We start from the raw sequence: 20,567 nt of genomic DNA on the forward strand, positions 1-20,567 counted from the left end.
GGATTTTTCATCATATATAAAACCGATTATTGACTGTGCAAAATTACCTGGAACAATTGAATGGCGCCCAAAAAGATGCGGTGGTTTCGACCGAAGGTCCTTCTTTGGTTATTGCGGGAGCCGGATCCGGCAAAACACGCGTGCTCACTTACCGAATTGCTTACCTTTTGTCGAAAGGCGTTGCACCCTGGCATATTCTGGCACTGACCTTTACCAATAAAGCGGCCCGCGAAATGAAGGAGCGGATTGGGGCCATTGTCGGTAAGGACACGGCCAGCCGACTGTGGATGGGCACTTTTCATTCTATTTTTGCACGCATTCTTCGTGTGGAGGCGCAACATCTTCAGTTTCCTTCGAGTTTCACCATTTATGACACCACCGACTCCAAAAGTTTGATCAAGGGGATTTTGAAAGAGATGCAGATCAAAGAGAAGGAATATAAACCCGGAACGATATTGTCACGCATTTCTGCCGCCAAGAATGACCTGGTGCTGCCTGCTGCCTATGCGCGCGCGACCAGCACCGCATGATGGCCGACCGGGCTTCCAGGGTGTCCATGGTGCATGAGATTTACCTGCGCTACATGAAGGCTTGTGTTAAGGCGGGGGCCATGGATTTTGACGATCTCCTGCTCAATACCAATCTGCTCTTCAGGGATCATCCGGAGGTTTTGGCCAAATATCAGCAACAGTTTAAATATGTGCTGGTGGATGAGTACCAGGATACGAATTTTTCGCAATACCTGATTGTCCGCAAGCTGGCCGAGCAACATAAGAATGTTTGTGTGGTGGGCGATGATGCGCAGAGTATTTATAGTTTTCGAGGGGCAAAGATTGAGAATATTCTGAATTTCAGAAATGATTACCCCGATTATCAACTGTTTAAACTGGAGCAGAATTACCGGTCTACCCAAACCATTGTGAATGCCGCCAACAGCATTATTTCCAATAACAAGGGGCAGATCCGAAAAGTGGTTTTTTCGGAAAACGAGGAGGGCGATAAGATTCGCTTGCTACAAGCTTATTCCGATGTGGAAGAGGGCTTTCTGGTGGTCAATGATATTCTTTCAAGGAGCCGGAATGAGGGGATTTCGCTGGCCGACTTTGCCATACTTTACCGCACCAATGCGCAGTCGCGTATTTTTGAGGAGGCGCTGCGAAAAAGCCAGATTCCGTATAAGATTTATGGCGGCCTCTCCTTTTACCAACGTAAGGAAATCAAGGACTTGCTGGCCTATTTGCGCATGGCTGTGAACCCGCGGGACGGCGAAGCGCTCAAACGGGTGATCAATTACCCGGCCAGGGGCATTGGGAAAACGACCCTCGACAAGCTGGAGAGGGCGGCGGCTGAAAGTGGAATTACCTTGTGGGAAGTATTGACGCATCCTTCTTTGCCCTCTTTGGGCTTTAACGCGGGCACGCTGAAGAAGCTGGCCAGTTTTGCCAATATGATCAACGGTTTTGCCCGCTTGATTCCTGTGATGGATGCCTATGAAATTACCACCGAAATCGTTTCCCAGTGCGGTATTCTGAAGGAGCTCCATCAGGATAAAACCCATGAGGGACAGGCGCGTGTTGAGAACATTGATGAATTGTTGAACGGGGTCCGTGATTTTGCCGAAGAGCGCAAGGAAACGGGACAGGACAATACCATTGTCCATTTTTTGGAGGAAGTGTCCTTACTGACCGATCAGGACAGTGAGGAGACCGACGATCTGGACAAGGTCACTTTGATGACCATTCACTCGGCCAAAGGTTTGGAATTTGGCTGTGTTTATATTGTTGGTGTGGAGGAAGGCTTGTTTCCATCTCCCATGGCCGGCTCAAACGATCAGGGACTGGAAGAGGAGCGCCGGCTTTTTTATGTGGCGGTTACCCGTGCCGAAAAAAATGTGACCATCTCGTTTGCCCGAAGTCGCTTTAAATACGGGGAACATAGTTTTGTGACGGCCAGTCGCTTTTTAAAGGACATTGATGTGTCCTTTATTGAGGATGGGGGCGCCCCTTCTTTGGCCAAAGGCCGAAGTGCCCAAAAAAGCAAGGTGGGTCAAAAACGGGAATTTGATTTTAGCCGACCGGCCCAAAAGGAGAAACGGGGCTTTCAGTTTTCCGACAGAAAGGAAACATCCCCGCCCTCACCAACCCGCTTTGGTCAGGAAACCTTCAGCGATGTGACGGGGATTGGTGTTGGAAGCCGGGTAGAGCATGAGCGTTTTGGACTGGGGGAGGTGGTTGGCATGGAAGGAACGCCGCCCAACGTCAAGGCGATTGTGGTTTTTGAGAATGCCGGAACCAAACAATTATTGTTAAAGTTTGCCAAACTCAAAATATTGCGCTAGTTTTGTTAATTGATCTGACCTTCTTTATGTTGGCATTTGTATATAGAATACTGCCTCGAAATGCCGGAAGATATTATTAAGTGAAAACCAAATAACTTCATTATATTTTGTTAATGGATTACAATTCAACACGTAAACATCTTGTGATGCCTGAATATGGCAGACACATTCATAAAATGGTTGATCATGCCAAAGGTATTGAGGACCGTGAAGAACGTACCAAATGTGCCTATGCCATTGTGTCGGTTATGGGGAACCTTTTTCCGCACTTGCGTGATGTGAGTGATTTTAAGCATAAGCTGTGGGATCACCTGGCCATTATGTCCGATTTTGAATTGGATATTGAATTCCCCTATAAGGTGCCGGAAGCCGATAATTTTACCACCAAGCCCGAGGTCGTTCCTTACAATGATTATTCCATGCGGTACAAGCACTATGGCCGATTGATTGAACAGATGATTGCCAAGCTGTGGAGATGGAAGCCGGGGAGTTAAAGGACCATTTGATTGCTTTAATTGTCAATCATATGCGGAAATCTTTGCTGAACTGGAACAGAGACAATGCCACGGATGACCGGGTGCTTAAAGATATTCGTTTGCTTTCTAAAGGAGAGCTGGAAGCGACGGTTCAGCACTTGCGTGCCCTGGAGGGCAGAGAGCCGCACAATCGTCCGCGCAGAAAGAACTTTTCCCGGAAAGGCCGGGATTAATTTTCTGCTTGTCGGAGTGAAGGGGCATTTGACGGCCCTTGGAAAGTTCCGATAGTCTTCCATTCGTTTCAACTTTTTTTTAAGGGGCAAAAATCTCATCCATGAGCAGTTTTGAAATTACAGGGCCTTGTCGGATGTCCGGTGAGATTATTCCGCAGGGCGCTAAAAACGAAGCTTTACAAGTCATTTGTGCCACCTTGCTGACTTCAGAAAAGGTGGTGATTGACAATATTCCGGACATTTTGGATGTCAATCATTTGATCCGTCTTTTAGAGGAAATGGGGGTGGAAATCGATCGTTTTTCACCCAATAAGTATGCTTTTCGGGCAGGGAATATTGATCTGGAGTATCTCCAAACAAAGGAATTTCGGAAGCGGGCATCCTCTTTAAGAGGTTCCATTATGATTATGGGGCCATTATTGGCCCGATACGGAAAGGCTTATTTTCCTAAACCTGGCGGAGATAAGATTGGCCGCCGGCGTCTGGATACCCACTTCTTTGGGTTTGAGAAATTAGGGGCGCGCTTTGAGTTTAAGCCGGATGAAATTTTCTATACGGTACATGCTGAAGAATTAAAGGGGGCTCATATGTTGTTGGATGAGGCCTCGGTCACTGGTACCGCCAATGTGCTCATGGCTGCGGTTCTTACGCCCGGCACCACTACGATTTATAATGCCGCCTGTGAACCCTATATTCAGCAGTTGTGTAAGATGCTGACCCGAATGGGTGCCGATATAAGTGGCATTGGTTCCAATTTGCTCATCATTAATGGCGTGGAGGTATTGAAGGGATGTGAGCATCGTATTCTGCCCGACATGATTGAGGTGGGCAGTTTTATTGGCATGGCGGCCATGACCCAAAGTGAAATTACCATTAAAAATGCGGCACCCGCTGAGTTGGGGCTTATTCCTTTGGCTTTTAGTCGAATGGGAATAAATCTGGAGATCAGGGGCGAGGATATCTATATTCCGGCGCAGGCGCAATACGAAATTGAAACCTTTATCGATGGTTCCATCATGACGATTGCCGACGCCCCATGGCCGGGTCTGACACCCGATCTCCTCAGTGTCTTTTTGGTGGTGGCTACGCAGGCCAAAGGGAGTGTACTGATTCATCAAAAAATGTTTGAAAGTCGGCTCTTCTTTGTGGATAAGTTGATTGATATGGGGGCCAGCATTATTCTTTGTGATCCTCACCGGGCCACTGTGATTGGTCATAATCACGGAAATTCGCTCAGAGGGAGTGTGATGACCTCTCCGGATATTCGGGCCGGCGTAGCTTTGCTCATTGCGGCATTATCGGCTAAAGGCAAGAGTGTTATACATAATATTGAGCAAATTGACCGGGGATATCAAAATATTGATGAACGCCTTAATCAAATCGGAGCGTCCATTCGTCGTGTTTAATCCTACGTTGATGGTATTCTAGGTGCCATTAGTCATTTTTGTGCCTTTTTAACAAGAAGCTAAGGTGTTCTTTTTGAGCATCTTAGCTTCTTTTGTTTATAAGATAAATATATTAATTAACCTTTGCAAACATTTGGATTTGGTTTATATGTGTTTTGTAGCATACTTTTGTGGTGAGAATGACATCGGTCAACATTAATAGGCTGTTTATCTAAAAAAGTATAATTGAAAGGATTAATAGCCGAAATTTGTACCGTATTTATTAACCAAAATAAAACAGATGAGATTTAAAGCAGTGACATTTACAATTTTTGTGGGGCTGGCCTTTGTTTCGTTCATGAATGGTTCTACAGAGCCGGCCATAGGCGTTAATGTGGGCGACAGAGCACCAAAAATTGAATCACGCTTGCTGGATGGTTCTCTTTTTGATTCTGAGGCGCTAAAGGGGAAAATGGTCCTGGTAGATTTCTGGGCGTCTTATGATGCGCCTTCCAGAATTGATAATCCCAGAAAGAAACATATTCTGGAGCAATACCGCGACAGTGAATTTTTGAATAGTGATGGTTTTGTCGTCATCAGTGTTTCTCTTGACCGATTTAAAACCCCTTTATACAGGACCATTGAGCGCGATGGATTGCAGGACTTCTTTCACTTATGTGATTTGAACGGTTTGGAATCTGAATTGGCAGAAAGTTTCAAAGTCGGCGATGATTTTCCTAACTTTTTAATTGACGGGGAAGGTCGCATTGTAGAAAAGAGCAGCGATATTGAGAAGATTGCCAACACGCTTAAGCGTTTAGAGTCCGTTGACCGGGAACATTTTGCAGCTTACAGACGCTAGCATAATATTTAATTGAAACATAGGTAAAGGCAGTGTCAGTTTTCTGATGCTGTCTTTGTCATTATTGCAGGTATTGGCAAAGAAAGGCTTAGAGTCTGTCAAATTGTCCCGTAAATTTAGATTGGCAAAATAATTGAGTACTTTTGCAGAGTTTTTGACCATGCCTGCGCATGGATGAAGCCAGTAAATATCAGAACGTAAAAAAATAAGATACCAATATGACCAGGAAGAGTTCAAAAGAAAAGGGAAAGGAGCAACCCGAAAATAAGGAGCAAGAATTAGAGTCGATGCAAACGGAACAGGCGTCAAATCAGGAAGATGTTGTTTCTGAGGAGGATCCGATTGAAGAAGAGACAGTTGAAGAAGAGCAGGAGGATGAGGAGCGGGCATCGGATGATGCGGATGAGGCCTGTGAAGATCAGGTAAGTTTGTTGAAAAAGCAGTTGGTCGATTTAAATGACAAGCATTTAAGACTGGTGGCAGAATATGATAATTACCGCAAACGCACCTTAAAGGAAAAGATGGAACTGACCAAAATAGCGGGCGAGCGGATCTTTGTCAATATTTTGCCGGTGATTGATGATTTTGAACGGGCCATTCAACATCTGGGAAGCGCAAGCGATCTGGATTCCGTGAAAGGTGGCATCGATTTAATATATAATAAGTTTGTTAATTACCTGTCGCAACAGGGGGTCAAAGCAATTGATACCAGTAACCAGGATTTTGATGCAGATGTCCACGAAGCCATCACCAAAATCCCTGCCCCTTCTGAGGAAATGAAAGGTAAAGTCATCGATTGTTTAGAGAAAGGATACCTGCTGGATGATAAAGTCATTCGGTTCCCGAAAGTGGTTGTAGGAGAATAAAAAATAAATTACCTGACATGTCGAAAAGAGATTATTACGAAATATTAGAGGTGAGTAAAAATGCCTCGGCCGAAGAGATAAAGAAAGCCTACAGAAAAAAGGCCATTCAGTTTCATCCGGATAAGAACCCCGGAAACTCGGAGGCTGAGGAGAAGTTCAAGGAGGCGGCCGAAGCTTATGAAATTTTAAGCAATGACGAGAAACGTCGTCGCTATGATCAGTATGGACATGCAGGTGTTGGTGGCGCTTCCGGCGGCGGTGGCTATGGTGGCGGAATGAGTATGGACGATATTTTCTCTCATTTTGGCGATATTTTTGGTGGTGGATTCGGTGGCGGTTTTAGTGGCTTTGGCGGATTTGGTGGTGGTCGCTCGCAACAGCGGGTTAACAAAGGCTCCAATTTACGGGTAAAGGTAAAACTCACCCTGCAGGAGATTGCCAATGGCGTTGAAAAAAAGATTAAGGTTAAAAAATATGTCAGTTGTAGCCATTGCAGCGGCACAGGAGCCGCCAATGGTTCCTCCTATAGTGATTGCTCAACATGCCGGGGGACCGGACAAGTGACGCGCATCAGTAACACCATATTGGGGCAAATGCAGACGACCTCAACCTGTCCCTCTTGTAATGGGGAAGGAAAGATCATCACACAGAAGTGTGCCCAATGTAACGGGGAAGGCTTAATGCGGCAGGATGAGGTGGTGACCATTCAAATTCCTGCCGGCGTGGAAGAGGGGATGCAGTTGTCTGTTTCCGGAAAGGGCAACGCTGCCCGACGCGGCGGAATTAACGGTGATTTGTTGATTCTTATTCAGGAAGAGAAGCATCCGGAGTTGATCCGGGACGGAAGTGATCTTGTTTTTAACCTGTCCTTAAGTGTTCCGGACGCCATATTGGGATCAGCTGTCGAAATTCCTACCGTTGAGGGCAAGGTGAAGGTAAAAATTGATGCTGGCACGCAACCGGGAAAGACGCTTCGGTTAAAAGGCAAGGGCTTGCCGGATATTAACGGTTACCGTCGGGGTGACCTTCTGGTTCGTATCAATGTGTACATCCCCAAAGATTTGCCCAAAGAGGAGGCCCGCCTGGTTGAAAAATTAAAAGAGTCGGAGGCTTTTACCCCGGGAGAAGATGCCGGTCAGAATTTTTTTAGCCGCATGAAGAACATGTTCGAATAGAGGAGGTGTTCGAATGAATATTCAACAATTGGAGTATGTGATTGCGCTGGATGATTTTCGCCATTTTGTAAGCGCGGCTGAAAATTGCCATGTGACCCAGCCAACGTTGACCATGCAGCTTAAAAAGCTGGAGGAAGAGTTGGATGTTTTATTATTCGACCGGTCTAAAAAACCACTTAAGCCGACACCCGAAGGCGTGCTGTTTATTGCCAAAGCCCGACGAATTCTTAAAGACATCAACGATTTGCATGGGGCCTTGAATGGCGAGAAAAACAGTTTGAAGGGGCAGTTTCGTCTGGGTATTATTCCAACCATTGCGCCCCATTTGTTGCCATTGTTTCTGCCTTTGTTTGCTGAAAAATTTGCTGACACCCGGCTGGTGATTGAGGAGATGGAATCCGAGTTGATCATCAAAGCCTTGCATGAAAACCGCCTTGATTTGGCCATCATGGCCACACCTGCCGGGGAAAGAGATTTGCAGGAAACCGTCCTGTTTAATGAGTCCTTTGTTTTTTATGGACCGGCTGAGCATCCGCTGCTCGACAAGGGGCTGCTTTCTCCTGACGGGCTGGATGCCAATCATCTCCTTTTATTGTCCGAAGGGCATTGCTTTCGCAGTCAGGCGCTGAATATCTGTAAAACGAAGGTCAGCCATCCCGTTTTTAATTTTCAATACGAAAGTGGTTCCATTGAAACCATTAAAGGATTGGTGAAGAAGGGGATTGGCTATACTTTGATACCTGAATTGGCCATTTCGGAAGGGGACAAGGCGCATGTCAGGCGCTTTGAGCAGCCGGAACCCGTCCGTGAAGTCAGTATTGTTTGTCACAAAAGTTTTAATCGCCCGGTTTTGATCGATTCTATTAAAACGGCTGTTCGTAATAGTTTACCGGCACACATTACCAGGCCCCGCGAATTTGTGAAAATTAAGTGGCGGTAGTTATTTTACGCATCGTCTTCTAAGGATTTTGGTGGGGTATCCAGAAGGGTGGCTTTCTCGATGGTGGGCAATTTTTCAATTTTGTTTAATTTGGACAACATCATTTTGGTTCTGGTACCGACCAGAGAATCCAGCTCTTTATCTGCTTCCCCGATTTTTTTTCGTGCCTTGGCCAGGACTTCCCCGAATTTTGAAAATTCTGTTTTAACGGCGCCCAGGACTTGCCAGACTTCACTGCTGCGCTTTTGGATGGCGAGGGTTTTGAAGCCATTTGCAGACTGTTGAGCATGGCTGCCAGGGTGGTGGGGCCGGTGACGATGATTTTGTAATCCCGTTGTAAAAGCATCAATAGTCCCGGTTGGCGTACCACCTCTGCATAAAGACCCTCTACAGGTAAAAAAAGGATGCCAAAATCGGTGGTGTGCGGCGGATCAATATACTTATCGCGAATGTCACGGGCACTCTTTTTAATGGCTTGCACCAATTTTTTGGTTTCGGTTTCTACCAAGGCTTTTTCGCCTGTTTCAAAGGCTGCCTGCAGTCTGAGATAATCTTCCTGAGGAAATTTGGCATCAATGGGTAAATACACGGTTTCTCCACTGTCCTCCCTTCCGGGTAGCTTAATGGCAAATTCGACCAGATCGGCCGACCCTTTTTTGGTCGACAGGTTGGTGGCATATTGCTCCGGGGCCATGATTTGCTCGAGGATGTTGCCCAATTGGATTTCTCCGAGGGCGCCGCGGGTTTTGACATTGGACAGCACTTTCTTCAGGTCGCCCACGCCGTTGGCCAGGCTTTGCATCTCGCCCAATCCTTTTTGGACGGCCTCCAGGCGTTCACTGACCAGTTTGAACGATTGACCCAGTCTGTCCTCCAGGGTTTTATGCAGTTTTTCGTCGACCGTTTCACGCATCTTATCCAGTTTTGACTCGGTCGATTTTAGCATCTCGTCCTGACGAAGGGCCATTTCCTGGAATTTCTGCTTCTGCAAATCGTTGAAGGAGGTGATGTTGCGACTGAAGGCCTCCTGGAAATAGGCCATGCTTTTCGACAATTCATCGCGGTTGGCTCTGGCATCTTTGATGGAAGTCTCATGGATGGTGCTCAGTTTTTCTTCCAGTCGTTGCGTCATCCGGTCGAGTCCCAGCGATAATTCTGTTCGGTTATCCCGTAAGGCTGTGGATAGTTCCTCCCGATTGCTTTTAAGTTCCTGCTGGAGTATGTCCCGAATGGCTTGCGCCATTCTGTCGGGATGCGAATTTTGGGCTTGACTCAACAGAAAAAGCTGTAGCATTAATAGGACCATGATAAGTATAAGACTGAGTATTTCCATTTTGTTCCAGTATTTTGTAAGCTAAAACGGGTTTTGAGCAATCGCCTGATGGTAATGGTCTGTAAATTTAATGAAGTTAGATGATAAACAGTCCCAACCCAAAGATTAATCTTTTTTGCCAGCGTCCGGTGGCAGGTAGTTAAAGTTTGGTCTTATGGTGTTTGTCGGGTTTAATTGTTGTAACTTGAGATTATATTAAAGGAAGATATGCTTGACATTGTAAAAATTAAGTACAAAATTACCATCCTATTGTTTAGGTGTAGCTAAACATAAATATGAAGGTTGCTTCACCTGTTGGATGGCCTGATTTTTTTTGCTTCGTTTTTTATGTTTCAAAAGACCGCTTTTAAAATATTGAAATGATTAACTAAATAAATGAACAGATGAGAACAATGCGTTATTTTTTGATGATGATGGTTATGTCAGCTTTGGTTTTAACCGGCTGTAAATCGTTAACGGGTACCCAGAAGGGTGCTGCTATAGGAACAGCCGGCGGTGCTGCTGCCGGTGCGATTATTGGCCGGACCGCCGGTAATACGGCCGTGGGGGCTGTGGTGGGTGCCACCGTTGGAGGTGTGACCGGTGCCATTATTGGCAATAAAATGGACAAGCAGGCAGAAGAAATGAAAGCCCAGCTCCCCGATGCCAATGTGGAACGGGTTGGAGAAGGCATTATCGTTGAACTGAGCAATAATATTTTGTTCGGATTCGACAGTTATGAACTTTCTTCTACCGCACGTACCAATTTGAATAAAATGATAACGGTGTTTGATACCTATCCGGATACTGATATTGAAGTTCAGGGGCATACAGACAGCAGCGGTTCCGATACTTACAACCAGGACTTGTCTGAACGCCGGGCCAATGCGGTGACCAGTTATCTGGTGAACCGGGGTGTTTCTTCCTCACGGTTAACAACCGTGGGCTATGGAGAGACCTCTCCCAAGTATTCCAACGACACGGAGGAAGGTCGTGCTCAGAACCGCCGGGTGGAATTTATCATTACGGCCAACGAAAAAATGAAACGCGAAGCCGAACGGGAAGCTTCCAATTAATAAAATCCTTACCAATCAAAAATTGAAATTATGAAACGAATTCTTTTATTGGCCGTCATGGCTATAGCTGTAACCGCAGTTAGTGCGCAAGGTCTTGGATTGCGCGGTGGTGTGAACTTTTCAAATTTGGCCGGAGACGGTGTTCCGGATGATACAAAGATGAAAACCGGTTTTCATTTGGGCTTGGATTATGAAATTCCGGTGGCGCCTGATTTTTATTTTGCGCCGGGACTGCTTTTCTCTACAAAGGGAGCAAAGAGTGAATGGTCAGAGTCCGGTGAAGTGGGCGGAATCGCCTATGAGTTTTCTAGTGAATCCACGATTGTTTTAAATTATTTGGAGGTGCCTCTAAATTTGGTTTATAAACCTCTTTTGGGCGAGGGTAATTTAATTGTTGCCTTTGGACCTTATTTGGGTTATGGCATTGGGGGTAAAGTTAAGTGGGATGATGGCGATGAATCCGGAGAAGAGGATGTTACTTTTGGTTCTGGTGATGATGATATGTTTAAAGCTTTGGATATGGGTGCCAATATATCTTTTGGCTATATGTTCGCAAGTGGTTTTTCGTTTCAGTTGAATACCCAATTGGGCTTAATCAATATCGATTCTGAGGGTGACTCTGATTATCCTGTTAAAAACACCGCTTTCGGACTTGGTTTGGGGTACAGGTTCTAATACCTGAAATGTTTTTATTGAAACGGAACATGAAAGACTTGTGCTTACATGTTCCGTTTTCTGTTAAGATTTGTTATCTTGCCGGGGTTGTTTGGGCTCGTCTGACCTGTGTTTTTGTTTGACCATATAAATATTTTTAAAATGAAGAATTATTTCCAATCGACCATGCTTTTGCTTATGTTGGCCGGCTTTGTGGGCTGCCAACCCACAGCTGATTCGGACAGTGAGGCACCTCTTACCGATGCCAATGCGCCGCTTCACTTGATGCAACCTGAATACAATGTGCCTTATGTGGTCCCGGAGAAGGCGGAGATCGTGGAAGTTCTGGATCGCGTGCATGGGTATCTGGAAGCTACTACCCCCACTGCCTTAGTAGATAAGGATTCCGGAGAGGAAGTGACGGACTACGATGCCATTGACGGGGAAACGGTGTTCAAGGCCGGCGACTTTCGCCTTACCAGTTATGAGTGGGGGGTGACCTATGCAGGGATGTTGAATGCGGCTGCGGTTACCGGTAATGACAAGTTCGCCAATTATACCTATGACCGCCTGGCCTTTTTAGCAGATATCCGGCCCTACTTTTTGAATTTGGATGAGGAGAGTGGCAGTAGATACGCCATGCATTCGGTGCTTCATCCGGGTGCCCTGGATGATTCCGGTGCTTTGTGTGCCGCAATGATTAAAGCTAAATTGGCGGGGCAATCGGCCGACCTTGATCCTATGATTGATAACTTTATGAACTATATCAGTCATGAGGAATTTCGTCTGGAAGATGGTACTTTGGCACGTAACCGGCCCATGCGTAATTCCTTGTGGCTGGATGATTTGTTCATGAGTGTCCCGGCTATGGCCTGGATGGGTAAGTACTCCGGCGAAACAGCCTATTGGGATGATGCCGTCAAGCAGGTGTTGCAATTTGCCGATCGTATGTTCAATGAGGAGAAGCAGTTGTTTATGCATGGTTGGATTCTGGACATGGAAGAACACCCGCAATTTCACTGGGCACGTGCCAATGGTTGGGCCGTGATGACGCTGGTCGAGCTTTTGGAGGTTTTGCCGGCGGATTATGCGGGACGTGCAGAGGTTTTGGCACTCCTGCAAAAGCATATACGGGGACTCGCCAATTACCAGTCGCCCGAGGCTTCTGGCACCAGTTGATCGACCGGAACGATTCTTATCTGGAGACTTCTGCTACGGCTATTTATGTATATGCCATTGCCCGTGCCATTAACCGGGGGTACGTGGATGCCAAAGTGTATGGCCCAATGACTTTGCTGGCCTGGAATGCTGTGGCGTCTAAGGTGAACGACAAGGGACAGGTAGAAGGTACCTGTGTGGGAACCGGAATGGGCTTTGATCCGGCCTTTTATTACTACCGTCCCATCAGTGTTTTTGCCGCCCATGGCTATGGACCTGTTTTGTTGGCTGGTTCTGAAATGATTGAACTATTGGAGAATACTTTTCCTAAATTGAACGATAGTGCGCTGATCTTTTTTCCTGAAGAAGTGACCTCTGACGGACCCATTTTTTATGTAGAGTAGCGGTCTGAAGATAAGTGCTTTGGATGACTCCGTTAAGTCTTTAAAGGCCCTGCTGCCTGGTTGTCTGCTGATGACCAGGCAGCCAGGGCTTTTTTTATTTTGGGGGGATGGATGAATAGGCCCCACTTCCGGAGTGGCCTAATCGGAAGTTGATGGGAGCAGTCTTTTTAGGACGGCTTCTTTGTAGTTGCGACCAATGGTGAATTGGCGGTCGTTGATTTCGAGGTGGGCACTTGTAAAAGCCGTTATTTTATGCACGTTTATTAGAAAAGAACGGTGTATCCTTAAAAAGTCCCGGTCGGGCAGACGGTCTTCCAGGTGACTTAAACTCTCATAGCAGATGAGTTTTTGCCGGGTGGTGGTGACGATTATATAGTTATCGAGACTCTCTGCGAAGACAATGTCCGCGACCGCCATTTTGTGAATTTTTTTGTCTGCTTTTAACAGAATGTGTGGGTTCCCGGCTTTATCCGGGTTTTGGGGTAAGGGAGGAGCTGCTGACTGTTTGAGGAATTTGTTAATGGACTTGAGAAATCTTTCAAAAGAGATGGGTTTCAGCAAATAATCGAGGACGTTTAAATCAAAGGCATCCACTGCAAAGTCCCTGTAGGCCGTTGTTAATATGACTGCCGGGGGATTCGAAAGGGACCTTAGAAAATCAAGACCGGATATCCCGGGCATGTTTATATCTAAAAAAAGCAGATCGATATGGCCCTGACTCAGGAGTTCAGTGGCTTCTACTGCTCTGGTGTATCCTTTCAGGCAGGTGAAATTCTTAAACGCCCCGAGGTGTTCCTGGATGACACTGATGGCGATTGGTTCGTCATCAATGATGAGGCAGTTGTAGGTAGTATGGTCACTCATCTTCCCTCCTTATTAACAAATGAATTTTGAAACTGGTCTTGTCAGATTGGATGTCTAACAGGTGCATGTCCGGATAGCTTAACTGGAGCCGCTCCTGTACATTTTTCAAGCCAATGCCCTTGGATTCTTTATTAAGATGACTGGATGCTGGCACTGGTGAGACGGGGTTTTCAACCTTGAAGTCGATGCTTTTACGGGACAGCGAAAGTTCGATCTTAATTCCGTCAGATTCTGTATTGGCCGGGCCGTGTTTAAAGGCATTTTCGATAAAGGGAAACAGAATGAGCGGCGGAATTTTTTCATTCTTTATATCACGGGGGAAGGCGGCAGATATTTTAAAGCCATCGTCATGCCGGACGCGTTCCAACTCAAGGTAGTTTTTTATAAAATGGATTTCATCGCTCAATAATACCATTTCATGGTTACATTTATACAGCATGTATTCCAGCAGGTCAGACATCCGGAGAATGATCTCCCGGGCCTTGTCGCTGTCTTTTTTTACGAGGCCGTACAAGTTGTTGAGCATGTTGAAGATGAAGTGCGGATGTATTTGTCCCTGCAGCAGTTTTGATTGGGCCATTTTCAAATGGGCGGCCAGGGTTTGCTTTTGCAGGGCTAACTTTTTGGATTCAAGCGCCTGGTTGAATGACGATTTAATGAAGTAAATAACGGCCGCAAGAATGACAATCAGGTAGTTGCCGGTGATCAGTATCAGAACATCCGAGTTTTTGGGAATGACGGTTTCATCGGGGAGGTATTGGATGCTGTAAAGTAGTATGATGAGGATTAAAAACAGGTTGAGCCAAAAGGTGACGATGAAAAGGAAGAACAGCAGATAAGTAAATGTAAGGATTCTGCCTTTGAATAATAGTTGTGGAATGAGGTATTTGTTGACGGCGGTGGCTGTGAAATAGCTGGCGATGGTAAGAATGATGACCAATACCACCCTGATTTGGAAGTCGTAGTGACTGTTGCTAAATACCAGGAACATGAGGGCGGTGGCCATGAGCCAGTAGGCCATATGCCACAGTTTCGTCGCCTTTTGGTTTAATATGTTGGTTATTGGAAAGTTTTGCATGGCGGTTCAAAGATAGCCTAAAGTGTCTTAATTTGGGCTTGGCGTGGACGGTTTTATGCCAGTAACAGATTCGCCACCCTCAACAACCATCATCGCGTTGGGCCTGGAAAAATGGTCGACCAGCAGGGGTATTGGTTCACTGGCATAAGAAGTTTGGTGAAGAAACGGGCAATATTTACCATTGTACCATTATTAACTTAAAAACAACTGATATGATTATTAGACATTTGTATGAAGGTGGTATTTGGTTCATGCTGCCCATTTATTTAATGTGGGTGGTGGTGGCTGTATTAACAGTTCGCTTTTTGTTAAAGCGCCACCATGGCGCTGAAAAGGTCGTCTTGAAGAGAATGAATACTTCCATTCTTTTTTTCGGAAGTCTCGCTTTTTTGGCTGGGATTATGGGGCAGATTTTGGGGCTTTTTGAGGCGCTTATTGTGATACAGGATTTGGGGGGCGTTTCGGCCTCAATGCTTGCCGCCGGTTTAAGAGTCTCGATGATTGGTACTGTTTATGGCTTTGCCCTTTTTATGCTATCGGTTATTATCTGGTACCTTTTTCGGCATTTCTTTTTGAAATAGGGACTTGTCGGTGGCCCACCGGATGTCTTTCATTCGGTGGGGTGTTCCATCCTTTAAGCGCCCTCTAAAAATTCCTTGATGGCGCCCAGGAAATATTCGGTCCAGCCTTCGGTTATTTCTTCATAAGCTTCCGCTGGAATATTGGTGTGGAACAGATCGACCTGAACGTTGCCGCCGGATGGAAAGAGTTTGATGGTGGCAATGGAGCTTCTTCCTGCTCGCCGAAGTACCATTCCTGAACAATTTTGGAGGGGGGTACGAGTTCGAGCACCCGACCTGCGATATCTCCTTCCAGCATGGAGAATTCTGCGCCGGGTTCTGAGGGCATGGTGGCGGGGTAACCCGACCAGAGTTCAATGGTAAAGGGGTTGGTGAAGGCGGCGTAGACATCTTCTTGTTCGGCCTTTATTTTAATACGGGTTTTAAAATCTTTTAGCGGCATGGCTTATTGTTTTGAGGTGTAGCGGAACAACAAAGTTAATCAATTTTCAAGAATGGCAGCGGGGACTTTTGAAATGAAAAAAGGCCGTTCTTGTCGCCAGACAAGAACGGCCCCCGCTAAGAATCAAGCAATCATCTACTTTTTGTAATCAACGGTAATCGTTTCAATCGTTCCATCCGCCCGGTAGTTGAGATCGGCGAATCGGGTACTGCGTAAATGGGTCTGACCAGAAATTTCAACATCGTGAAAGAACAGGTACCATTTTCCTTTGAACTCGACAATGGAGTGGTGGGTGGTCCATCCAAGCACCGGATTTAACAGGACCCCTTTGTAGGTGAAGGGTCCGTATGGGTTGTCGCCCATGGCATAACACAGTTTGTGGGTGTCGCCGGTGGAGTAGGAAAAGTAGTATTTTCCCTGGTGTTTGTGCATCCAGGAGGCTTCAAAAAAACGGCGGTTGTTGTCGCCGTTGAGCAGCGGTTGGCCATTCTCATCCAGAATAACAAGATCTTTGGGAGCCTCATCAAATTCGAGCATGTCGTCCCTCATCTTCACCACTTTGGCACAGAGTGCCGGTTCGTTATCTGCCGGCAGGGCACCGCATTCAATGGCTTTGTTGTTGCGGTAGCGTTGCAACTGTCCCCCCCAGATACCACCAAAGTACATGTAGTGGGTGCCGTCATCTTCTTTAAAGAGGCAGGGGTCGATGGAATAGCTGCCATCGATGGGAAAGGGCTGTGGTTTATACGGGCCCTCCGGACGGTCGCTGATGGCTACCCCGATGCGAAAAATGTCTGTTTTGTCTTTCAAGGGAAAATACAGATAGTATTGGCCATCTTTATAGGCCGCGTCGCTGTCCCACAGCTGACGACCGGCCCAGTTGATGTCATCTACGTCGAGGGCCTTACCGTGGTCTACGGCTTTACTGTCCACATCATCCATGGAAAAAACATGGTAATCTTTCATGGCAAAGTGGGAACCCAAATCGTCTTCGGGAACGCCCGCCTCGTAATCATGTGACGGGTAGATATATAGTTTTCCGTTAAAAACATGGACAGCCGGATCGGCAATGTAAAGGTCTTTTGTCAAGTGGTCTCTTACCATAGTCATTCGTTTTTCAATGGGTGCTTATTTATTCTGAGTCATTTGTAAGATGTCGGCCACAGCCGGTTTGGCATGGTAGTCCCGATCGAAGAGCAAAGGATAGTCCATCCGGCCTCTGATGGGCCAGTTGTTTCTCCAGGATTGACTGTCGTTGACGCCCCAAAAGGTCACTCGGGTGATGTGCTCACTGTTTCTGAGAAACATCTCAAAAAAGTCACGGTATTTGTCCATTAAGGCCGCATTGGCTTCTTCTGAAATGCCGTTTGGATAAGGGTTGTATTTTTCTTCAAGTTCATAGTTCAGGGAGATTTCAGCCGTCACCTGCTCCGAAGGCCAGGGGAGAACGGTAATGTCCAGTTCGGTAATCATGGTTTTAACTCCCAGACTGGCCAGTTTAAGAATGGCTTGTTCCATTTCATCTACGGTTGGGGAGGGCAGGGTCAAATGGCCCTGTAAACCGACGGCATCAATTTTCACGCCCTTGTCGATTAAATCTTTGACCATGTAGTAAATACCGTCCCGTTTGGCCGGTGTGGATACGGAATAATCGTTGTAGTACAATTCTGCTTCAGGATCGGCTTCCCGGGCGAATTCAAAGGCCATTTGCACAAATTCGGGACCTATGATTTCCACCCATTTGCTCTGGCGCCATGAGCCATCATCCAGGATGGTTTCGTTCACTACGTCCCATCCTTTGACACGACCCTTGTAGCGTGAAACTACGGTTTGAATATGGTGGCGCATTCTTTCGATCAACACATCCCGGGATACATCCTGGCCTTCCTCGTCGACAAATATCCAGTCGCCCGCCTGGGAGTGCCAGACAAGGGTGTGGCCGACAATGTGCATGTTGTTGGCTTCGCCAAATTCAACAAAGGCATCCGCTTCTTCCCAGAAAAAATGATCCTCCCGTGGGTGAATGTTTGCCATTTTCATGCAGTTTTCGGCCACGATGGAATTGAAATGTTTTTTGGTTAATTCAATGGCCTTGGGGTCATGGCCCGCTACCTGGTTCGTGTTAAGGGCCACGCCAACGACAAATTGGTCTTTAAAGGCATCTTTGAATGTCAGCTCTTTTTCCGGCGGTGTTGAGCAGCTGGTCAAAAGGAAGCTGTCGCCACAAAGAGAGCGGGTTTTAGCGCTGTTCTCATATTCTTTTTTTTATTGGTTGTCATTATTAAGCTTTATCACTATTTTTTTTTGGCATTTCGGCGTGATCCCAATTCTCTTTCAATCATCACTTCTTTTTCTTTGTTGATTTCATAGAAGAAAAGGGCGGCAACGGCCATGAAGAAGGTGATGGCCGGGTAAACGCTCATGGTCATCAGAATGCCCTGAATGGCTTGATCTGACTGTATATGAAGCAGGGGGTCATAGCCGTAAAAAGATAATAGGCCGGCTACCAGGGCACCGCCAATGGCCAGACCTGCTTTAAGACCAAAAATCATGGCGGAAAAGACAATGGCAGTGGCCCGGCGGTTGTTTTTCCATTCTGAAAAATCGGCGACATCCGCAATCATGGCCCAAAGTAAGGGAATGGTTAATCCGTAAAAGAAACCGTGTATGATTTGGGTGATGAAGACCAGGGCTATTTTGTCGGGTGCTATAAAGAAAAACATGAATTGAGCGACGGCCGAAATGGCCAGCGCGACACCAAAGAGGTCCCTTTTGCCGTATTTATCGGCAATGGGTTTGGATAAGGCGATGGCAATAATCATCAAAATGATACCTGCGGCATTAAACAAACTGAATCCCGATGAAGGCGCGTCTTCAGGCCAGTGAAAACCGACCAGACCCATACTGGTCAGCAAGCCGTTCAGTCCGTCGATGAATCCGTTAAAGCCAATGGATGTCAGAAAAGCAGCCAGTTCGGCTTCGTCCAGGTAATTTTCAAAATAGTAGATGTAGATACCGCCTTTGAGCGACAGGGTGATGAAAATGAAGATGGTAATTAGGAGCATGACCACCCATGGTCGGTTTTTAACCAGATCTGTTAAGTCCTGCTTCACACTGGATACCTGATCGGCAGAAGGAATAATTCTTTCTCTGGTGGTTAAAAAAGTGATGATGAAGAAAAGGACGCCCACGGCAGCAAAAATACCCATGACATTTTCAAAGCCAACGGCCTTGTCGCCGTCTCCCAAAATCAAAACCAATGGAAGCAGCAATACCTGAACAATAAATTGGGCGATGGTAACCGCTGTAAAACGATAGGAGGAAAGGCTGTTGCGCTGCGACATGTCACCCGTTATGACCCCACTGAGTGCTGAATAAGGCAGGTTGTTGGCGGAATAAACCAGAACCAGAATGACATAGGTGATCATGGCATAGGCAATTTTTCCACCGGGACCAAAATCGGGGGTGCTAAAGGCCAGTAAGGCTATGATGCCGAAAGGTACAGAGGTCCATAATATCCACGGGCGGAATTTTCCCCAGCGTGTTTTGGTCCGGTCGGCAATAATGCCCATGACGGGGTTGAAAAGTGCGCCAATCATACCGCCTGAAAAAATAATGATGGAGGCGGCATCTGCCGGAATTTTATACACGTCGGTATAGAAATAGGCCAAAAAGGTCATTAAAGTCTGAAAAATGAGATTGGCAGCTAGATCTCCTAAACTGTAGCCCACTTTCTCAAGTGTCGAAATTTTTTCTGGTGTGGTATTCATTTTTAAAAGGGTGTTTGAAATAAATAAAAATCCGGCGATGAGATGTACCAGTAATGGTCCCTTTTCTTTTCGCTCGTTTCACCAAAATTAGCACAGGCGAAACTATTCTTAACGGTTTTTTGATTTATTTACTCTATTAAAACAGAAAAATCCACCTGGCTATGTGCCAGAATGGATTTTTGCTCCCCTTTTTGATACAAAAAAAGGGAAAAGCAGCTGGACCGTTTTGGCCCCTGCGTTTCCCTTTTGGTAGGAGGTAAGCACCGGTGATGCTTATGGATTTCTTTTCAAACCGGCATTTGAAAGCTATTTATGTCTCTTTTTTAATTCACGGGCCAGATCTTCCAATCTAAAACCTTTATGAGTGAGTAGAACAATCAGGTGGTAGAGCAGGTCCGCCCCTTCATACAGGAAGTTTTCATCATCATTGGCCATGGCACCAATGATGGTTTCAACAGCCTCTTCGCCCACTTTCTGGGTGATTTTGCGTGTTCCTTTGGTAAACAGGCTGGTGGTGTAGGAGCCTTCCGGCATTTCGGCTTTGCGCTGGTCGATAAAATCCTGCAGATATTTTAGAAATTGAATGTCATCCTGTTGGTTGCTTTCATTCCAGCAGGTGTCTGATCCGGTGTGACAGGTGGGACCTTGCGGATCGCATTTGATCAGCAGGGTGTCATCGTCGCAATCAGAGGCCATGGATATGACATTCAGGAAGTTCCCGGATTCTTCGCCCTTGGTCCACAAACGTTTCTTGGATCGGCTGAAGAAGGTCACGCGCTTTTCCTGCTTTGTTTTTTCGAGCGCTTCTGCGTTCATGTATCCCAGCATCAGGACTTTGCCTGTTGTGTTATCCTGTATAATGGCCGGGATGAGTCCGTCTGGTGATTTAGAGAAATCGATATTCATGGTTGACTGTTTTTATCAGTTATGTGGTTCTTGGTGTTGACATATAT

General features: G+C 46.2%; 17 protein-coding genes and 3 pseudogenes. 12 read left to right on the top strand and 8 right to left on the bottom strand.

Annotated elements, in window-relative coordinates; genetic code table 11:
• The first annotated feature begins 35 nt into the window (after nucleotides 1–35).
• The 8 genes and pseudogenes from JCM15548_RS24320 (at nucleotide 36) to JCM15548_RS14520 (ending at nucleotide 8,275) form a co-directional block, all read left to right on the top strand.
• A complete protein-coding gene (locus JCM15548_RS24320) occupies nucleotides 36–530 on the top strand; it encodes a UvrD-helicase domain-containing protein (RefSeq protein WP_227625888.1) in 495 nt (164 codons plus the stop codon).
• Entirely contained in the window at nucleotides 527–2,338 is a 1,812-nt protein-coding gene (locus JCM15548_RS14490) for an ATP-dependent helicase (RefSeq protein WP_227625889.1), read from the top strand. Before JCM15548_RS24320 ends, JCM15548_RS14490 begins: the two co-directional genes overlap by 4 nt.
• A gap of 146 nt (nucleotides 2,339–2,484) precedes the next feature.
• Nucleotides 2,485–3,047, top strand: a pseudogene (locus JCM15548_RS14495) (DUF4290 domain-containing protein).
• A gap of 101 nt (nucleotides 3,048–3,148) precedes the next feature.
• Nucleotides 3,149–4,453 (top strand): UDP-N-acetylglucosamine 1-carboxyvinyltransferase, encoded by a 1,305-nt coding sequence (murA, locus tag JCM15548_RS14500; protein WP_062126862.1) that lies wholly within the window; start codon nucleotides 3,149–3,151, stop codon nucleotides 4,451–4,453.
• 280 nt (nucleotides 4,454–4,733) lie between these two features.
• The gene (locus JCM15548_RS14505; RefSeq protein ID WP_062126866.1) at nucleotides 4,734–5,294 is read left to right on the top strand and encodes a TlpA family protein disulfide reductase; all 561 of its coding nucleotides are present in this window, start codon (nucleotides 4,734–4,736) and stop codon (nucleotides 5,292–5,294) included.
• A 218-nt stretch (nucleotides 5,295–5,512) separates the two neighbouring features.
• A complete protein-coding gene (locus JCM15548_RS14510) occupies nucleotides 5,513–6,160 on the top strand; it encodes a nucleotide exchange factor GrpE (protein WP_062126869.1) in 648 nt (215 codons plus the stop codon).
• Nucleotides 6,161–6,177: 17 nt separating this feature from the next.
• A complete protein-coding gene (gene dnaJ, locus JCM15548_RS14515; RefSeq protein ID WP_062126871.1) occupies nucleotides 6,178–7,335 on the top strand; it encodes a molecular chaperone DnaJ in 1,158 nt (385 codons plus the stop codon).
• Between the two features lie 13 nt (nucleotides 7,336–7,348).
• A complete protein-coding gene (locus JCM15548_RS14520) occupies nucleotides 7,349–8,275 on the top strand; it encodes a hydrogen peroxide-inducible genes activator (protein WP_062126874.1) in 927 nt (308 codons plus the stop codon).
• Between the two features lie 5 nt (nucleotides 8,276–8,280).
• On the opposite strand, the pseudogene JCM15548_RS26390 reads toward JCM15548_RS14520, so the two are convergent.
• Nucleotides 8,281–9,608 (bottom strand): annotated as a pseudogene (locus JCM15548_RS26390) (DNA recombination protein RmuC).
• Nucleotides 9,609–9,991: 383 nt separating this feature from the next.
• On the opposite strand from JCM15548_RS26390, the gene JCM15548_RS26395 reads away from it, so the two are divergent.
• The 3 genes and pseudogenes from JCM15548_RS26395 (at nucleotide 9,992) to JCM15548_RS14540 (ending at nucleotide 12,879) form a co-directional block, all read left to right on the top strand.
• On the top strand, nucleotides 9,992–10,663 hold the full coding sequence (locus tag JCM15548_RS26395) for a YiaD family glycine zipper/OmpA-like lipoprotein (protein ID WP_062126876.1): 672 nt from the start codon (nucleotides 9,992–9,994) through the stop codon (nucleotides 10,661–10,663).
• A 30-nt stretch (nucleotides 10,664–10,693) separates the two neighbouring features.
• Nucleotides 10,694–11,338: a porin family protein gene (locus JCM15548_RS14535; RefSeq protein WP_062126878.1), complete on the top strand. Its 645-nt coding sequence runs from the start codon at nucleotides 10,694–10,696 to the stop codon at nucleotides 11,336–11,338.
• Nucleotides 11,339–11,827: 489 nt separating this feature from the next.
• A pseudogene (locus JCM15548_RS14540) lies at nucleotides 11,828–12,879 on the top strand (glycoside hydrolase family 88/105 protein).
• Between the two features lie 138 nt (nucleotides 12,880–13,017).
• On the opposite strand, the gene JCM15548_RS14545 reads toward JCM15548_RS14540, so the two are convergent.
• A complete protein-coding gene (locus JCM15548_RS14545; protein ID WP_062126880.1) occupies nucleotides 13,018–13,743 on the bottom strand; it encodes a LytR/AlgR family response regulator transcription factor in 726 nt (241 codons plus the stop codon).
• Nucleotides 13,736–14,764 (bottom strand): sensor histidine kinase, encoded by a 1,029-nt coding sequence (locus tag JCM15548_RS14550; protein ID WP_062126883.1) that lies wholly within the window; start codon nucleotides 14,762–14,764, stop codon nucleotides 13,736–13,738. The genes JCM15548_RS14545 and JCM15548_RS14550 overlap by 8 nt, the downstream gene beginning before the upstream one ends.
• A gap of 269 nt (nucleotides 14,765–15,033) precedes the next feature.
• On the opposite strand from JCM15548_RS14550, the gene JCM15548_RS14555 reads away from it, so the two are divergent.
• Nucleotides 15,034–15,402 carry a MotA/TolQ/ExbB proton channel family protein gene (locus tag JCM15548_RS14555; RefSeq protein WP_157482795.1) on the top strand — a complete coding sequence of 123 codons (369 nt, stop codon included), beginning with the start codon at nucleotides 15,034–15,036 and terminating at the stop codon, nucleotides 15,400–15,402.
• A 112-nt stretch (nucleotides 15,403–15,514) separates the two neighbouring features.
• On the opposite strand, the gene JCM15548_RS14560 is transcribed toward JCM15548_RS14555, so the two are convergent.
• The 5 genes from JCM15548_RS14560 to hisIE all read right to left on the bottom strand — a co-directional run bounded on the left by JCM15548_RS14560 (nucleotide 15,515) and on the right by hisIE (nucleotide 20,520).
• Entirely contained in the window at nucleotides 15,515–15,844 is a 330-nt protein-coding gene (locus JCM15548_RS14560; RefSeq protein WP_262487083.1) for an SRPBCC domain-containing protein, read from the bottom strand.
• Between the two features lie 135 nt (nucleotides 15,845–15,979).
• Nucleotides 15,980–16,948 (bottom strand): glycoside hydrolase family 43 protein, encoded by a 969-nt coding sequence (locus tag JCM15548_RS14565; protein ID WP_083985163.1) that lies wholly within the window; start codon nucleotides 16,946–16,948, stop codon nucleotides 15,980–15,982.
• Between the two features lie 24 nt (nucleotides 16,949–16,972).
• The gene (locus tag JCM15548_RS14570; protein ID WP_062126892.1) at nucleotides 16,973–18,052 is read right to left on the bottom strand and encodes an endo-1,4-beta-xylanase; all 1,080 of its coding nucleotides are present in this window, start codon (nucleotides 18,050–18,052) and stop codon (nucleotides 16,973–16,975) included.
• A gap of 86 nt (nucleotides 18,053–18,138) precedes the next feature.
• A complete protein-coding gene (locus JCM15548_RS14575) occupies nucleotides 18,139–19,614 on the bottom strand; it encodes an MFS transporter (protein WP_062126895.1) in 1,476 nt (491 codons plus the stop codon).
• A gap of 306 nt (nucleotides 19,615–19,920) precedes the next feature.
• A complete protein-coding gene (gene hisIE / locus JCM15548_RS14580) occupies nucleotides 19,921–20,520 on the bottom strand; it encodes a bifunctional phosphoribosyl-AMP cyclohydrolase/phosphoribosyl-ATP diphosphatase HisIE (protein WP_062126897.1) in 600 nt (199 codons plus the stop codon).
• Between the last annotated feature and the right edge of the window lie 47 nt (nucleotides 20,521–20,567).

It is taken from the genome of Geofilum rubicundum JCM 15548 (assembly GCF_000974365.1).
In the GTDB taxonomy this organism is placed as follows: Bacteria; Bacteroidota; Bacteroidia; order Bacteroidales; family Marinilabiliaceae; genus Geofilum; species Geofilum rubicundum.